The sequence below is a fragment of the Alcaligenes aquatilis genome (genome assembly GCF_003076515.1).
In the GTDB taxonomy this organism is placed as follows: Bacteria; Pseudomonadota; Gammaproteobacteria; order Burkholderiales; family Burkholderiaceae_B; genus Alcaligenes; species Alcaligenes aquatilis.
Window position 1 is genome coordinate 3,183,318 of sequence record NZ_CP022390.1, and the last position, 15,710, is coordinate 3,199,027.

Annotated in this window: 13 protein-coding genes; 8 read left to right on the forward strand and 5 right to left on the reverse strand. The window is 57.3% G+C overall.

The genetic code is table 11. The features are described 5' to 3' along the window. Positions 1-6 precede the first annotated feature (6 nt). Positions 7-1,596, reverse strand: coding sequence for a sensor domain-containing diguanylate cyclase (locus CA948_RS14585; RefSeq protein WP_094198032.1), 1,590 nt, complete (start codon positions 1,594-1,596; stop codon positions 7-9). Positions 1,597-1,859: 263 nt separating this feature from the next. On the opposite strand from CA948_RS14585, the gene acnA reads away from it, so the two are divergent. Together acnA and CA948_RS14595 are read left to right on the forward strand one after the other, a co-directional pair. Further along, positions 1,860-4,613 carry an aconitate hydratase AcnA gene (gene acnA, locus CA948_RS14590; protein ID WP_094198031.1) on the forward strand — a complete coding sequence of 918 codons (2,754 nt, stop codon included), beginning with the start codon at positions 1,860-1,862 and terminating at the stop codon, positions 4,611-4,613. A 124-nt stretch (positions 4,614-4,737) separates the two neighbouring features. Beyond that, complete coding sequence (locus CA948_RS14595; protein ID WP_108728382.1) at positions 4,738-6,153, forward strand: MFS transporter; 1,416 nt, start codon at positions 4,738-4,740, stop codon at positions 6,151-6,153. Between the two features lie 2 nt (positions 6,154-6,155). On the opposite strand, the gene CA948_RS14600 is transcribed toward CA948_RS14595, so the two are convergent. Beyond that, the gene (locus tag CA948_RS14600; RefSeq protein ID WP_094198029.1) at positions 6,156-7,004 is read right to left on the reverse strand and encodes an aldo/keto reductase; all 849 of its coding nucleotides are present in this window, start codon (positions 7,002-7,004) and stop codon (positions 6,156-6,158) included. A 344-nt stretch (positions 7,005-7,348) separates the two neighbouring features. Here CA948_RS14600 and panB point away from each other — a divergent pair, with 344 nt between their 5' ends. Beyond that, positions 7,349-8,170 carry a 3-methyl-2-oxobutanoate hydroxymethyltransferase gene (gene panB / locus CA948_RS14605; protein WP_094198028.1) on the forward strand — a complete coding sequence of 274 codons (822 nt, stop codon included), beginning with the start codon at positions 7,349-7,351 and terminating at the stop codon, positions 8,168-8,170. Positions 8,171-8,270: 100 nt separating this feature from the next. Then, positions 8,271-9,200, forward strand: a complete 930-nt coding sequence (locus tag CA948_RS14610) for a LysR family transcriptional regulator (protein WP_230019397.1) — start codon at positions 8,271-8,273, stop codon at positions 9,198-9,200. A 39-nt stretch (positions 9,201-9,239) separates the two neighbouring features. Here CA948_RS14610 and CA948_RS14615 read toward each other — a convergent pair whose 3' ends face one another. Genes CA948_RS14615 through kynA form a run of 3 tightly spaced genes read right to left on the reverse strand, consistent with a single transcriptional unit; the run spans position 9,240 to position 11,394 of the window. Continuing rightward, a complete protein-coding gene (locus CA948_RS14615; RefSeq protein WP_108728383.1) occupies positions 9,240-9,617 on the reverse strand; it encodes a RidA family protein in 378 nt (125 codons plus the stop codon). Beyond that, the gene (locus CA948_RS14620; protein WP_108728384.1) at positions 9,617-10,522 is read right to left on the reverse strand and encodes an alpha/beta hydrolase; all 906 of its coding nucleotides are present in this window, start codon (positions 10,520-10,522) and stop codon (positions 9,617-9,619) included. The genes CA948_RS14615 and CA948_RS14620 overlap by 1 nt, the downstream gene beginning before the upstream one ends. Further along, entirely contained in the window at positions 10,522-11,394 is an 873-nt protein-coding gene (gene kynA, locus CA948_RS14625) for a tryptophan 2,3-dioxygenase (RefSeq protein WP_094198458.1), read from the reverse strand. The genes CA948_RS14620 and kynA overlap by 1 nt, the downstream gene beginning before the upstream one ends. A gap of 313 nt (positions 11,395-11,707) precedes the next feature. On the opposite strand from kynA, the gene CA948_RS14630 reads away from it, so the two are divergent. The 4 genes from CA948_RS14630 (at position 11,708) to CA948_RS14645 (ending at position 15,706) form a co-directional block, all read left to right on the forward strand. Continuing rightward, entirely contained in the window at positions 11,708-12,196 is a 489-nt protein-coding gene (locus tag CA948_RS14630) for an Lrp/AsnC family transcriptional regulator (RefSeq protein WP_094198024.1), read from the forward strand. A gap of 170 nt (positions 12,197-12,366) precedes the next feature. Next, complete coding sequence (locus tag CA948_RS14635; RefSeq protein ID WP_094198023.1) at positions 12,367-13,059, forward strand: GntR family transcriptional regulator; 693 nt, start codon at positions 12,367-12,369, stop codon at positions 13,057-13,059. A gap of 36 nt (positions 13,060-13,095) precedes the next feature. Then, the gene (gene ilvD, locus CA948_RS14640; protein WP_094198022.1) at positions 13,096-14,808 is read left to right on the forward strand and encodes a dihydroxy-acid dehydratase; all 1,713 of its coding nucleotides are present in this window, start codon (positions 13,096-13,098) and stop codon (positions 14,806-14,808) included. 1 nt (position 14,809) lies between these two features. Further along, complete coding sequence (locus CA948_RS14645; protein WP_108728385.1) at positions 14,810-15,706, forward strand: NAD(P)-dependent oxidoreductase; 897 nt, start codon at positions 14,810-14,812, stop codon at positions 15,704-15,706. The last annotated feature ends 4 nt before the right edge of the window (positions 15,707-15,710 follow it).

Genomic DNA, 15,710 nt, shown 5'->3' on the forward strand with positions numbered 1-15,710 from the left:
TCTTGCTCAGAGGGGAGGGGGCATTTCTCTCACCTGATCGTTCTGAGAACTGATTTCAACACGGTTGCGGCCATTGCGTTTGGCTGTGTAGAGCGCCTCGTCGGCCAATTTCAAGACAGTGCTGTGTTCACGAGCATGGATGGGCCAATTTGCCACTCCGATGGAGATGGTAATGGGCGAGCCTGTGGGGCTGTTGGTTTTACTAATCAATATGCGCAGACGTTCGGCTAGCTGTACGGCTTGGTCGATATCTTGCTCAGGCAGGAAGATACTGAATTCTTCTCCCCCGACGCGGCAAACCAGGTCCGTGTCACGGGTGCAGGCTCGCATGGTGTTGGCCAAAAAGCATAGCACTAGGTCGCCCACGTCGTGGCCGTAGGTATCGTTGACACGTTTAAAGTGGTCGATATCGACCGCCAGAACGGAAAAGGGGGTGTCCGTGTCTCTCCACTGCTGGAGCATGGCATTCATGCCACGACGATTGGTCAGGCTGGTGAGTGGGTCAGTATTGCGCTCGATATCCATGACGCCCATCTTGCGATTGACGCGTTTCAGGCCCAGCAGCATGGCTAGTTTGATCTGGCGGGACTCAAAGTACCAGGCATGAACCTGGCTGATGCGGGAGCCGGCCAAGTCTGTGTCCAAGTGGGGAGCCTGGCGGGCCAGCTGGCGCAAAGGCTTGGCAATAAGCATGGCCAGCATCCAGATAAGGATCTGGACAGCGACAAAAAATGGGATGGAGTTGCGCAACACTTTACCCAGCAGGCCGCTAAGTTCTTTCAAAACGGTGTCGGTGGGGCTTTGTACGACCAGGCCCCATTGCACATCCTTGCTGGGGGCAAAGCCGGTCAGCATGTCTGTGCCTTTAGAGTTCTCCAAGGCCAAGGCGTCAATCCTGCCTTGGTTGACGGCATCAATGGCAGGGTTGTCGCTGATAATCTCGCCGATGCGACTTGTATCCTGGTGATAAAGCAGACGTTTGTTTTTGTCGACGACATAGATGTAGGAGCCGTCACGATGAAAGTGCTCGCCTAGCAGCGCATTCAGGCTATTGGGTTCATGCAGATAGATGGAGCCGCCTACCAGGCCCTGATAGTTACCATCAACGTCAAGAATGGGGTACGACAGAAAGATCAGCAGCCGGCCAGTGGCCGACATGTACGGGGAGCTGACAAGGGGGATTTTGCTGTTCAGAGCATGTCGGGTGCCCTCACCATGCAATACGGTGCCCAGCAGGCCGAGGTTGTAAGGGGCATTGGCCAGTACCTGGCCTTTGGTATCCAGAATCAGCACCGAGTTGAAGCTGTTGTTTTGCTCGTGCAGGCGGTTGACCTCCGCATTGAGCTGCTGCTCAGTTTTTGGGGCGGGGCCCGAGAGCAGATTGGCGCTGTAACGAAGTTGCTGCTGCAAATTGGCAATAAAGGCATCTGTGCTGCTTGCCAGTTTCAGCGCATAGGCCCGGTTCTTTTCCAGGGCCTGGTCCATTAACAGGGTACGTTCTGCCCAGTAGGCTCCATATAAGGTGTAACCCATGGTCAGCAGGCTGCTGGCAGTAGCCAGCAGCAAAATCAGCCGGCGCAGATCGACAAAAAACATGAGGATGGGCGAGTGCTAGGATGAAAAAGGGCTGGAAGGAGCTGGAGAAGGCAAGAACTGCCCCAATTCATTATACGTAAAGAATTTTTTTAGGGTCGTTTAAATGCGGCTGGAGACCACGGCAAGGACAGTCCGCCCGGCAGGGGGCAACAGCAACGTGTAAGATGTGAAATGGTCTAGACCAATAGACAATTACCACATGAGTATCGCTGGCTGGGTAAGTTGAATGGTATCGGCCGGCACCTTTCCATGGAGATCCCGATATGAAAAGCGTAGATAGTTTTAAGGCTTTGCACCAGTTGGATGTCGGCGGGCAGTCCTACGACTACTATCGGTTGGATGCGGTTCGTGGAGATGGCCTGGATGTTGCCAGCCTGCCGTATGGTTTGAAGATCCTGCTGGAAAACTTGCTGCGCACCGAGGATGGCGCCGATGTGACTGCGGATGATATTCGCGCCCTGGCCGCCTGGGATCCTGCTGCCGAGCCCGATCGTGAAATCGCCTTTACCCCCGCACGTGTTGTGCTGCAGGACTTTACCGGTGTGCCAGCCGTTGTGGACTTGGCCGCCATGCGTGAAGCCATGCAGGCGCTGGGTGGCGACCCGCAAAAAATTAACCCCCTGGCACCGGTAGAGCTGGTTATTGACCACTCGGTGATCGTGGACGATTTTGGCAAACCCAGTTCTTTTGAGCGCAACGTACAGATCGAGTACGAGCGCAATATGGAGCGCTACCAGTTTCTGCGCTGGGGCCAAAGTGCATTCGATAACTTCAAGGTCGTGCCACCGGGCACGGGTATTGTTCACCAGGTGAACCTGGAGCACTTGGCCCGCGTGGTCTTTACGCGCGACGAACAAGGCCGTCAACTGGCCTATCCCGATACCTGTGTGGGTACGGACTCGCACACGCCTATGGTGAACGGTCTGGGCGTGGTGGCCTGGGGCGTAGGCGGTATCGAGGCCGAAGCCGCTATGCTGGGACAGCCCATTTCCATGCTGATTCCCCGTGTTGTGGGTTTCAAGCTGACAGGTCAAATGCCTGAAGGCACTACGGCGACAGACTTGGTGCTGACGATTACCGATATGCTGCGCAAGCACGGTGTCGTGGGCAAGTTTGTGGAGTTCTATGGTCCTGGCGTCAGCGCTGTACCTTTGGCTAACCGTGCCACGATCGGCAATATGAGCCCCGAATACGGCTCCACCATTTCCATGTTCCCGATTGACGAGGAAACCCTGCGCTACATGGAGCTGACGGGTCGCTCCAAAGAACAGATCGACCTGGTGCGCGAGTATGCCCAGGCCCAGGGTCTGTGGCATGACCCGCAGCACGAGCCTCGCTACTCCGAGCGCCTGGAGCTGGATTTGTCCACGGTCGTCCCCTCGATTGCCGGCCCCAAGCGCCCGCAAGACCGCATTGCCCTGTCCTCGTCCCAATCCGCATTCCGTACCTCGGTACGTGATCTGCTGGGCGACGATGTAGCGACCTATGACGAGGCCGTGGAAGAGAGTTTCCCTGCGTCGGACGTGCCTTCGCACAAGCCACCCGCACCTCGTAAAGCGGCGGTGACGTTCACGTTGGCCGACGGTAGCCAGTGCGAGCTGGATCACGGCTCGGTGGTGATTGCCGCCATTACCTCGTGTACCAATACCTCCAACCCAAGTGTGATGATGGCCGCGGGTCTGCTGGCCAAGAAAGCGGTGGAAAAAGGCTTGAGCCGCAAGCCTTGGGTGAAAACCAGTCTGGCCCCAGGCTCGCGCGTGGTTACCGACTATTACGACCGTGCCGGCCTGACCTCCTATCTGGACAAGCTGGGTTTTGACCTGGTGGGTTACGGCTGCACCACGTGTATCGGTAACTCCGGCCCACTGATTCCAGAAGTCAGCCAGGCGATTAATCAAAACGATCTGGCCGTGGTGTCCACCTTGTCGGGTAACCGTAACTTCGAGGGCCGTATTCACCCCGAAGTGAAAATGAACTACTTGATGTCGCCACCGCTGGTGGTGGCCTACGCTTTGGCGGGCACGATGGATATCGACCTGTACAAGGAGCCTTTGGGGCAGGGTAGCGATGGCAAGGATGTGTATCTGAAAGACATCTGGCCCTCTGCTGCTGAAGTGCAGGACGTGATCAGCAAGGCGATTGCCTCGGATATGTACCGCGATGGTTATGCCGATGTATTTGCCGGCGATGAGCGTTGGCGCTCTTTGCCTACGCCCGAAGGGGATCGTTTCGAATGGCAGGATTCCTCTACCTACGTGCGCAAACCCCCATATTTCATTGACCTGAAGCGTGACCCCAGCCCTGTCTCGGATATTCGTGGCGCACGCGTGCTGGCCAAGCTGGGTGACTCGGTGACGACCGACCACATCAGTCCGGCTGGGTCGATTGCACGCATGTCGCCAGCGGCCACCTATTTGATGGACCACGGCGTACAGCCGCAGGACTTCAACTCGTACGGCTCGCGTCGTGGTAACCATGAAGTCATGATTCGCGGCACCTTTGCTAACGTGCGCTTGCGTAACCAACTGGCTCCGGGTACGGAAGGGGGCTACACACGCGACTTCACGCAAGACGGCGCGCCCGTGGCAACGATTTACGATGCCTCGCGCAATTACTTGAGTGCCGATGTCCCGCTGGTCATTTTGGCGGGCAAGGAATACGGTTCGGGTTCTTCGCGTGACTGGGCGGCCAAAGGTACGGTGCTGCTCGGTGTACGGGCAGTCATTGCCGAATCTTACGAGCGTATTCACCGCAGCAATTTGCTGGGCATGGGCGTGATGCCTTTGCAGTTCCCGGCTGGCCAAAACGCACAAACCCTGGGTCTGACGGGCGATGAAGTCTTCGACATCGAAGGCATTACCGCCTTGAATCAGGACAAGATCCCCGAGAAGGTCAAAGTGCGTGCTGGCGATATTGAGTTCGAGGCCCTGGTCCGAATTGATACGCCTAGCGAAGCGCATTATTACCGTCATGGCGGTATCATGCAGTACGTGTTGCGGGGCTTGTTGAAAGCGTAAGCTCGGCAGCAGGCCACGGCGTGATTTGACACGCCAGCAGGTGCGCCAGTGGTGTCATGCCTCTGGCGCATTTGTGTGTTTAGGGGCCGGCTCTTTTGCCGGCCTTTTGTGTGGATAAAGAAAAATGGCGAATACCCAAGAAGCATCTTGGTCTGAGTTGTTGTCTGGCCGTAATGGCTTGCGCTCGCTGGCTTTGGCCGGAGGCGTGGCTGTTCACGCGATCAATGTGTACGTGGCGACCACGATTTTGCCTTCCGTGGTGGAAGATATAGGCGGGTTGGAGTACTACGCGTGGAATACCACGCTCTTTGTGGTGGCATCGATTCTGGGCTCGGCCCTGTCACCCCAAGTCCTGGAAAAATGGGGCCTGCGACACAGCTTTCTGGTGTCGCTGCTGTTCTTTGCGATTGGCACGACCTTGTGCGCGGCGGCGCCTTCCATGCCTTTCCTGCTTGTTGCCCGCACGATTCAAGGATTGGGGGGTGGCTTGCTATTGGGTCTGAGCTACTCCTCGATCCGGTTGGTGTTTGAAGAGCGGCTTTGGCCGCGCGTGATGGCCCTGGTGTCTAGTATGTGGGGCGTGGCGACCTTGTCGGGACCGGCGATTGGCGGGGTGTTTGCCCAGATGGGCCAATGGCGTCTGGCCTTCTGGAGTGTCCTGCCGTGTGCCGCTTTGCTGGCGATTCTGGTCTGGACCCAGTTGCGTGATGCGCGTGCCCCTGAAACGCGTCAATCCGGTTCGACCTTGGGCAAGGTCTTGTTGCTGACCGCCTCGGTACTGGTCATGTCGGCAGGTAGCCTGTCCACGTCGTGGATGATCAATCTGGCCGGTGTCGTGGGTGGCGCGATGCTGGTGTATCTGATGGCGCGTGCCGACAGCAAATCCACCAGCCGCCTGTTTCCGCAGGGCACCTATTCCATCAACACCGCCTTGGGTAGTTTGTACGCTGGTATTGGCTTGGTCAGTGTGGCGGTGGCAACGGAAATCTTCATTCCGTATTTCCTGCAGATCATCCATCACATGAGCCCGCTGAAAGCCGGCTACCTGACTGCCTTGATGTCCGGTGGCTGGACCTTGGGTTCGATTGCCAGTTCCAGCCGTGGGCTGAAAACCGGGGACAGATTGATTATTGCCGGGCCTGTGCTCTCGGGCTTGTCGCTGGCTGCCTTGGGCGTGTTTATCCCGTGGGAGGGTTTGAGCGAAGGCAGGGATTATTCCTGGGCCTTGTACCTGTCCTTATTGGGCGTTGGAATAGGGATTGGTCTGGCCTGGCCGCACCTGCTGACACGGGTCTTTCATTCCGCGCCCAAGGGCCAGGAGAATATTGCCTCGGCTGCCATTACGACCTTGCAACTGTTTACGATGGCCCTGGGGGCTGCATTGGCCGGGATCATCACCACGGCCTCGGGCTTTGCAGACCCCGGTGGGGTGCAGGGCGCGCGCCAGTCAGCGCAGGCTCTGCTGTGGCTGTTTGCTCTGGCGCCTCTTCTTGCCGCCTTCCTGTCCGGGCCTGCAAGACGGGTGCGCCCCAAGGCTTAGCCTTAGACGGTGCTTTTGGGCAAGCGGAACAATTCTGGATCCGGGCCAAGACGACCTTCGGCCTGGTCCAGACCGGCAATGTCTGCCATGTCCTGCTCGCTGAGCTCGAAGCTGAAAATGTCCATATTGTCACGCTGGCGTTCGGGGGAGGTGGACTTGGTAATCACCATATTGCCCAGTTGAATCTGCCAGCGCAGCATGACTTGCGCCACAGAGCGGCCATGTTCCTTGGCAATCTTGTTCAGTACCGGATTGTCCCACAGCGTACCCAGTCCCAGTGGGCTCCAGGCTTGCGTCTGGATAGCGTGGTCTTCATGGTAGTGGCGAGACTCTGCCTGCTGAAAGCCGGGGTGCAGCTCAATCTGATTAAGCACAGGCAACACGCCGGTCTTGTCCAGCAAGGTTTGCAAATGCTGGGGCAGGAAGTTGCACACACCAATGGATTTGACGCGGCCTTCATTGCGCAGATTGATCAGTGTTTCCCAGGTCTGGATGTACTGGCGGTTCTTGGGCACAGGCCAGTGAATCAGGTACAGATCCACATATTCGAGCTGCAGTTTGTCCATGCTTTCTTCAAAGCCTGCACGGGTGTTGTCGTGGCCATGCATGTCATTCCACAGCTTGGTGGTCACAAACAGCTCCTCGCGTGGCACCTTGGACTGACGAATCCCTTGACCGACTTCGGCCTCGTTGCCGTAGATGGCAGCAGTGTCGATCAGGCGGTAGCCTACCTCGATGCCACTGCACACCACATCGGCCGTTTGCTCGGCAGGCACCTGCCAGACACCCAGGCCCAGTTGTGGCGCGCGGTTATCGTCGTGGAAGGTGATTGTTGGGGGGGTAGTCGACATAAGTCTCTCCTCGGTAGAGTGCACGGCAAAACAGCCAGGGTCTGGCTGATGAAACCACCGCGCATGGGGAACGATCGGGGCCTAGGGCCTGTTAACGCAATCTCCTTACATCGTGTTAACAGGTCCTAGAGTACAGGCGGTGTCAAGGCAAAAGTCCTTAAAGGGACCTGAATCCACACGGGATGGACACGTGAAGCTTGTACGTAGGCAGGAAATTGGCTTATTGTTTTTTGTCCTGCGGCGATTATAGAGGCGTCGACTGGATTTTTTATTAAGATGTTGCAATCTGCATCATTCATAATCCCATATAAGCGTTGTCCTATGGGGTTCCAGCTGGAGTAAGTATGAGCGTACATACCACGCAGGTTCGCATTAGCGTTCCCGCTCTGACCGCCTATAAGGGCAAACAAAAAATTGCGTCGTTAACAGCCTATATCGCGCCTATCGCACGAATGCTGGACGAGCACATGGATATGATCCTGGTGGGCGATTCGACCGCGATGGTAGGGTATGCCATGCCTGACACCCTGAGCATTACGGTGGATATGTTGGCTGCCCATGCTGCGGCCGTGGTGCGTGCTACTAAGCACGCTTGTATTGTCGTGGATATGCCCTTTGGCAGCTATCAGGAATCACCCCAGCAGGCATTTGCCAACGCATCGCGTATGCTCGCGGCCAGTGGTGCCCAGGCAGTGAAGATGGAAGGCGGTCAAGCCATGGCTGAAACGACCCGCTTTCTGGTCGAGCGCGGCGTGCCTGTGTTGGCCCACGTGGGTTTGATGCCTCAGTACGTCAACACCATGGGTGGCTACAAGGCTCAAGGCATGACCGATGCTGCCGCCCAGCGCGTGTTGGACGATGCCGTCGCACATGCCCAGGCCGGTGCCTGGGGTGTGGTGTTGGAAGGGGTGGCGGAAAGTGTGGGCCGCCGGATTACCGAAACCATCGCCATTCCTACGATCGGTATCGGTGCATCGCCTGCGTGTGATGGCCAGGTGTTGGTAACTGAAGATATCCTGGGCCTGACAAACGGCAAGATTCCCAAATTTGCCAAACCTTACGCGGATGTGGGTGCCTTGATCTCGCAAGCGGCAGCGCAGTACGCGGCGGAGGTGCGTGATGGTTCTTTCCCCACGTTGGAGCAGTGTTTCGGCGTGAAACGCTAGTCCGGCTAACTATTCCGCATTAGAATATTTCATGTTGATAAATGCGGCATTCACATAGACCGACATGGAAATTCGCCAATTAGAAGCTTTTGCAGCTGTGATGTCCGCAGGCAGTGTGACCGCTGCCGGCCGTTTACTGGACCGCTCTCAGCCTGTGGTCAGCCGCCAGATTCAGGAGCTGGAGCAGGAACTGGGCTTCAGGCTTTTTACTCGTACCCGTCCGCAGGTCACCCTGACCGATCAAGGGCGCGAGTTTTATCTGGAAGCCAGGCCGGTGCTGATGAATCTGGAGGTGCTGCAAAGTCGCGCTCTGGAAATCGCCCGTGGTGGCCTGCGGCCCCTGCGTATCGTGGCCACTCATGCGCTGGCTATTGGGTTGCTGCCCCAAGCGCTGGGCATCATGGAGCATCACGATCCCGCCTTCAAGCAAAAGCTGATTATTGATACGGTAAAGCCGGAAGAGGTGGTGCAAGCCATCGACGAAGGGCGGGCAGATCTGGCTGTTACCAGTTTGCCGCTCGATATTGATGGTTGCACCTTGCACTGGTCAGGACAAAGTCCGTGTCTGTTGGGTATGGCATTGGATCATCCCCTGTCCGAGCACGAACTGGTGCGTTTGAGTGATATTCAAGGCACGCCCCTGATTTCCATTCAGAACCGCCATCGCCTGCGTCATACCCTGGCAACCGCTCTGTTGCGCGCCAGTCCGGAAGCACCGGAAGATATTCGTCATATCGAGGTTGCATCGTCTTTGGAAGGGCTGGTTCTGGCCAGCCAAGGGGTAGGCGTGTCCTTGATCGACCCCTTCACTGCCCACGGCCTGCCACTGCCGAATGTGGTGTTGCGCCCCATTGATATCCACGTGCCTTATATGGTCGGCGTGGTGTCGCTGCGATCACGCGAACTACGTCCCGATGCGCAGCGTCTGGTCGAGGCCATGCGACAGTATGTGCTGCAGTTCATCCCGCGCTTTGTACTGGGAGATGATACGGGCTTGCCCAGCACGCAGGATCCGTTTGACTCGCTGTAAACAGATGGGGGCTGCTGCGGCGCCCCGCCTTTGTCAGCCTCAAGGAATCATGGCGTAAGCCACAACCTCCAGCTTCATGCCCGGCTCCACTAAAGCGGCCACGCCCACGCTGGCTCGGTTGGGAAAGGGCGCGGAGAAAGACTCCCTGTAGACCTTGTCGATGACGTCCATATCGGCGATATCAGTCATGTAAATCAGCACTTGGGTGACGTTTTCCAGGCTAGTTCCCGCTGCTTGAGTGGCCCGTTGCATATTGGCAAAGGTCAGGCGAGCCTGTTGCTCGATGCTTCCCGTATCGATGCTGCCGTCCGGCCGCACAGGCCCGGCCACCATGAACAGCATTTCCCCTTTGGCTTTGACAGCCCAGGAGAACGCTTGCTTGAGGGGAGGAAGCCCGACGTCGACAACTTGTTTCATCACTTGCTCCGAGTAGAGATGACCGGCAAAGACGCAAAGAGCGCCTGCGTTGCATCGCCCAAACGGGTGTTGGGGCGAGCCTGGTCAACAATGACATCGAAGTGGTTGCGTGCGGGCATTTCGATGGGGGGCAGATACTGGGCGCCCAGTGCGTTCAGCGCGTCGGCAAAAGCCTGACTCTGGCGTTTGAACGCCGAGGTTTCGATTTCTCCCCAGCCAATGATGGTGGGAGGAAATCCGTTCAGATCAAGCAGTTGAGGGCTAATCGCTCGTGCACTGTCCACGTCCAGAGACAGTGCCTCATTGATGCTGGTGCCAATCAGGGGCTGTAGATCGTAAATGCCCGATACCAGCACCGCTGCTGCAGGTGCGCCGACAGGCAAATCAGGGTCGTCTTTCCATCCGCGCAGGCAGCACATGGCTGCCAGATGCGCACCGGCAGAACTGCCGGAAACGACAATACGTTGCGGATCAAAACCCAGTTCTTTACCGTGCTCATACAGCCAGCGTAGTGCCTGGCGGCATTCCAGCACCATGTCATGGACAGAGGCTTGCGGTGCCAAGGTGTAATCGATGGCCGCAAAGGCGATGCCCGCGTTGGTGCAATCCGGGGCCGAGAACAAAGAGGACGCCTTGGAGAGCTCCTGCCAGTAGCCGCCGTGAATAAACAGCAGCAGTGGTGGGAGGGATTCCGAGTCGCGCGGCGCAGGCAAAAAGAGGTCGAGCTTATGTGCGGCGGCACTGCCATAGGCCAGCTCGGTATGACGTGATCCGCTTTGCAAGGCCGCTGCGCTAAGCGTGGCGTAGTCCTCGATGTAAGGCGCGTAGTTTCCGCCTATACAGGAGCTGGGCGAGTATTCGCGCTCGCGCTCCTGCGCGGAGAGTAAGTCGTGTGAAGCTGGCATTACAGCGCGGTCCGAACCGTCCAGATTTCAGGGAACAGCACCACGTCCAGCATCTTGCGCAGGTAGCTGACGCCACCTGTGCCACCCGTGCCGCGTTTGAAACCGATGACGCGTTCAACCGTCGTGACATGGCGGAAACGCCAAAGACGGAAGGCGTCCTCAATGTCGGTCAGTTTCTCACCCAACTGGTACAGGTCCCAGTGTGCATGTGGGTCACGGTAAACCTGCAACCAGGCAGCTTCGACTTCGGGGCTGGCCACGTAGGGCTGCGTCCAGTCACGCTCCAGATAGTCTGCGGGAATGTCAAAACCCTGGCGGGCCAACAGGCGCAGCGACTCATCGTACAGCGAGGGGGCACGGTAAGCGGCCTCAACCTGGCGGAGTAGCTCAGGGCGGTGTGCATGTGGCTTGAGCATGGCGGCATTCTTGTTGCCCAAAGCAAACTCAATACAGCGATATTGTGCGCTTTGAAAGCCGCTGGAGCTGGCCAGATAAGGCCGCATGGCAGTGTATTCCGGCGGGGTCATGGTCGAGAGCACCGTCCAGGCGCTGACCAGTTGTTCCATGATGCGCGAGACACGCGCCAGCATCTTGAAGCTGTCGGCGTATCGGTCAGCAGCGACCGATTCAGTGGCCGCGTTCAGTTCGTGCAGCATCAGTTTCATCCAGAGTTCACTGGTCTGGTGCTGGATGATAAACAGCATTTCGTCGTGGGCAGGCGAGAGCGGGTGCTGAGCGCCCAGCACCTCGTCCAGGTGCAGGTAATCGCCATAGCTCATGGATTGGCTGAAATCCAACTGCGCTTTTTCTTCCGAAACAATGCGCTCTGTCTCGCTGATTCCCTTGTCAGCCGATGCCTTGGAAGCATTCATTTGTTCTGTTCCCGGTACATTAATCATGACCTGTACGGCCTGTAGAGCAGGTCGCGTGGGTCGCTGGAAAACCAAAGTCGCGTTGCGCGCCAAGGGGAGTGTGCCATGCATCGTGCCCGAAGGTTTCCATCAGTGGCGCGGTGCAGTCACCCGAGCAGGCGGGCACAGGGGTGAAGCTGAATGTTGTCTGTGGTTTCATTATTCAATCCCACTTAAATTTATGCGTTGATCTTAGGGATTTAAGGGTCTTGCGCCAAGCTGTTTTTTATAGAAGCATAATTTTTTCTAGAAAACTTTAAAAACAGGTTTTTTTATGCAAATAGATTTGGATGAGGTGGATTGCAGTTTACTGGCCGAGCTGCAACGAAACGCCAGGCTCACCACAAGCGAGCTGGCGCAAAAAGTGGGTATATCGCAGTCGCCTTGCTGGCGCCGGATCCGTCGCATGGAAGAAGCCGGGCTTATTTCAGGCTACCACGCCCGGCTGGATCGTCGCGGCCTGGGCTACGGTGTGGTGGCCTTCGTCAGCATCAGTGTGGACTTTCAGAACGAAGCGCGTTCGGTGCAGTTTGTAGAAGCGGTACGCGATATTCCGGAGGTAGTGATGTGTCATGGCATTGCAGGCCCGGCCGACTTTTTGCTCATGGTGGTGGCCAAGGACCTGGACAGCTATTCGGAGTTGTTGCAACGGAAACTGCACCGTTTGCCGGGTGTCCGGCAAGCGCAAACCAGCTTTTCCTTGCAGGAGTTCAAGGGGCTTAACGAGCTGCCAATCCCGGTAATGGTCAAGCCTGCACCCTGATTCACTACGCTGTAAACCTTGATATGCGACGTGATCCTACGTTTTGCCGCGTTACCCATGATGAGTTAGGCAGCTAAGGGTTAGCTCTGATTTATTGTCAAAGAAGTCCGTCCTTAGAATTGATCAAAAATCACAAATCATTGCTCGAACTAACTTTGTGACGGAATCTAATGAAACATTCAGATGCTGCAAGCGCCAGTGCTCCGCTCGAAGCTTTTCAACCTATCGTTCGGCAATCCGTTAACGAAGCGGTCTATCAAGCCCTGCGAAACAAGCTGATGCACGGGGAATACCGTGCCGGCCAAGTGCTGGGTATTCAATACCTGGCCGACGCGCTGGGCACCAGCACCATGCCCGTGCGTGAAGCATTACGCCGCCTGGTCGCACAACAGGGGCTAGAGCCGTTGCCCAACGGCACCACGCGCGTTCCGCTGATCACCAAAGCCTGCTTGAGCGATATTCGTCGTGCACGTGTTCTGATCGAAGGCACCGTCACCGAGTGGGCCGGCCCCTTGCTGACATCCTCTGTGCTGGATCAGTTGGAACAGTTGGCGCAAGAAATTACACAAGAGCGTCGTACGCCCAAAGGCGTGGCCAGCAGCTTGGAAAAAAATCGGATCTTTCATTTCACGATTTACGCCGCCGCCCAGTCTCCGGTCATGCTCGCCATGATCGAGAGCCTGTGGCTGCAGTCAGGTGCTTATCTGCGCGAAACCCGCGAATTACTCCACAACGAGGACTCCTCGGACCAATTGCACGAGTCCGCCGTAATCGCGCTGCGTAACGGCAATTTCGCCCAGGCACGTCAATACATTCAGGAAGATGTCTCCTGGATATTTGACCGCTTGGATCTGCCCGATTGAATCGATCTTTCAACTACTCATTCCCCACCAAAGACCATGCTAAAAAAACATAGATCAAAAGCAGTGACCGAGGGCGTAACCCGCACCCCACACCGAGCCTTTCTGCGTGCAACGGGCCTGGATGATGATGACCTGGACCGCTCGATGGTCGCCATCATCGGAACCGCCGGAGACAACACACCCTGTTCCAAATCGTTGGGCCCGCAGGCAGACAGTGTGCGCCTGGGGGTTGCACAAGGTGGTGGCGTGCCCGTCATGATGAACACGATTTCCGTGTCTGACGGCACCTCCATGAACCACGCTGGCATGCGCATGAGTCTGGTCTCGCGCGAGATGATTGCCGACAGTATGGAAATAGCCGTGCGTGGTCACGCCTATGATGCTTTGGTCGGTTTGGGTGGTTGCGACAAGACCTTGCCCGGCACCTTGATGGCCATGGCACGGCTTAATGTTCCCTCGGTGTTCATTTATGGCGGTTCCATGTTGCCGGGCTACTCGCCCGATGGCACTGAAAATACCGTGCTGACCGCCATTGAAGGGGTGGGCCGCTACCAGACCGGGGCGATTTCCCTGGAGCAGTTGCACGGCATCGAGCGCAACTGTGCCATGACTGTCGGCTCCTGTCCGGGCCAGTTCACTGCCAATACCATGGGTATGGTGGCCGAGGCTTTGGGCATGTCCTTCCTGGGGTCTTCGACCACACCAGCGGTCTACAGCCAACGACACGCACTGGCTCGCCGTGCCGGTCGTCGGGTGATGGAAATTCTGGAAAATGGTGGTCCACTGCCGCGTGATCTCATCACACGCAAGAGCCTGGAAAATGCCGCTGCGGCTGTGGCTGCGACGGGCGGCTCAACCAACGTGGCCTTGCATATCCCTGCTATAGCGCACGAGGTGGGTATCCGCTTCACCATGGATGATCTGGCTGAGGTCTTTAACCGCACACCTCTTATCGCCGACTTGCAGCCCGGTGGCCGTTATCTGGCACGCGATCTGGACGTGATCGGTGGGGTGCCCGTCGTGCTCAAGGCTCTCTTGAAGAGCGGGCACCTGCACGGCGATGTGTTGACCATTACCGGTGAAACCTTGGCCGAGGCCTTGGAAAGTTTCCCCGATGTTGATGGTCGTATCGTGCGTAGCAGTGATCAGCCTATTCATGCGTCAGGCGGTCTGGTTGTGCTCAAGGGCAATCTGTGTCCGGATGGGGCCTTGCTGAAGATTGCCGGTTTGAAGTCTCTGGTTTTTGAAGGCCGCGCCCGTGTCTTTGAAACCGAGGAAGATTGTATGGCCGTGGTGTCCAGGCAGGCCTACGAGACTGGCGATGTACTGATCATTCGCAATGAAGGCCCCAAAGGCGGCCCCGGCATGCGCGAGATGCTAAGCGTTACCGCCGCCATTTACGGCCATGGCAATGGCGAGAAAGTGGCATTGCTGACTGATGGCCGTTTCTCGGGTGCGACACGCGGCATGTGCATCGGCTATGCCAGCCCTGAAGCGGCAGCCGGTGGGAACATCGGCTTGGTGCGTGACGGTGACCGTATCACCATCGACGCTACGCAAAGCAGCATGCAGTTGCATGTGTCCGATGAGGAACTGGCCGTACGCCGGGCGCAATGGAAACCCTATGTACGAGATCGTTTGGCGGGCGCGTTGGAGAAGTACGCACGTCTGGTTGGGCCGACCAATGAAGGGGCAGTGACCCATTCGGGTGCTGCCCAGTGGCCGCAAGAACAGCTTGAGGACGTATAAGATGAAACTCGGTTTTTGCGGTTTAGGATTGATGGGTGCTGCTATGGTGCAGCGCCTGCTGAAAGCGGGCCACGAGGTCAAAGTCTGGAACCGTTCCAGGGAAAAGGCCGAGCCCTTGGCGGCGCTCGGTGCGCAGATTGTGAGCACGCCACGCGAAGCGGCTGAAGGCACCGACGGTGTCTTGCTATGCCTGTTTGACGCCAAGGCTGCCGAGGCCGTGGTGTTCGGTGCGGATGGCATTGCTCAGGCAGCAGGTCTTAATTGGCTGGTGGATCACTCCAGCATCGACCCGGAAGCCACGCGCAACTTGGCCGCTCGTTTGGCGCAACGTTGCGGGGCTGACTGGATTGATGCCCCAGTGTCTGGCGGTATTCCAGGCGTGGAGGCCGGTACGCTGGCCATCATGACAGGTGGTAGCGAAACCCATATGCCCGAGGCCGAGGCTGCCATGCGCGCCTATGCCGGCAATATCACGCATATGGGGCCTTCTGGGACCGGGCAGGCGACCAAACTGTGCAACCAGGCTATCGTGGCGACCTCGATCGCGGCACTGGCCGAAGCCATTGGCTTTGCCCGACGCAATAACATCAATGTGGACAAACTGGCACCCGCACTGGCGGGCGGCTGGGCGGACTCCAAGCCCTTGCAGATCTTTGCCCCGCGCATGATAGAAGCACAGGCAAAAAGCATCGGTGCGCTGTCCACCATGCTCAAGGATATCGACACCCTGATCGCCAATGCTCAACAAAGTGGTGCGCCTATGCCGGTGGCGGCCAGCGTGCAGCAAATGTTGCGTGTGGCTAGCGCCATGGGTTTAGGTCAGGCCGAAGTGTCTGCCTTGGTCAGTGTCGTTATGCCTGAGCAGCGTGACGCCTTCCTTCGCCAGATAAGCGCATAAGGCG

What these genes read in the sequence shown, in the direction of transcription:
- CA948_RS14585 (WP_094198032.1), bottom strand. Translation starts at nt 1,596, where the DNA reads ATGTTTTTTGTCGATCTGCGCCGGCTGATTTTGCTGCTGGCTACTGCC.
- acnA (WP_094198031.1), top strand. Translation starts at nt 1,860, where the DNA reads ATGAAAAGCGTAGATAGTTTTAAGGCTTTGCACCAGTTGGATGTCGGC.
- CA948_RS14595 (WP_108728382.1), top strand. Translation starts at nt 4,738, where the DNA reads ATGGCGAATACCCAAGAAGCATCTTGGTCTGAGTTGTTGTCTGGCCGT.
- CA948_RS14600 (WP_094198029.1), bottom strand. Translation starts at nt 7,004, where the DNA reads ATGTCGACTACCCCCCCAACAATCACCTTCCACGACGATAACCGCGCG.
- panB (WP_094198028.1), top strand. Translation starts at nt 7,349, where the DNA reads ATGAGCGTACATACCACGCAGGTTCGCATTAGCGTTCCCGCTCTGACC.
- CA948_RS14610 (WP_230019397.1), top strand. Translation starts at nt 8,271, where the DNA reads ATGTCCGCAGGCAGTGTGACCGCTGCCGGCCGTTTACTGGACCGCTCT.
- CA948_RS14615 (WP_108728383.1), bottom strand. Translation starts at nt 9,617, where the DNA reads ATGAAACAAGTTGTCGACGTCGGGCTTCCTCCCCTCAAGCAAGCGTTC.
- CA948_RS14620 (WP_108728384.1), bottom strand. Translation starts at nt 10,522, where the DNA reads ATGCCAGCTTCACACGACTTACTCTCCGCGCAGGAGCGCGAGCGCGAA.
- kynA (WP_094198458.1), bottom strand. Translation starts at nt 11,394, where the DNA reads ATGAATGCTTCCAAGGCATCGGCTGACAAGGGAATCAGCGAGACAGAG.
- CA948_RS14630 (WP_094198024.1), top strand. Translation starts at nt 11,708, where the DNA reads ATGCAAATAGATTTGGATGAGGTGGATTGCAGTTTACTGGCCGAGCTG.
- CA948_RS14635 (WP_094198023.1), top strand. Translation starts at nt 12,367, where the DNA reads ATGAAACATTCAGATGCTGCAAGCGCCAGTGCTCCGCTCGAAGCTTTT.
- ilvD (WP_094198022.1), top strand. Translation starts at nt 13,096, where the DNA reads ATGCTAAAAAAACATAGATCAAAAGCAGTGACCGAGGGCGTAACCCGC.
- CA948_RS14645 (WP_108728385.1), top strand. Translation starts at nt 14,810, where the DNA reads ATGAAACTCGGTTTTTGCGGTTTAGGATTGATGGGTGCTGCTATGGTG.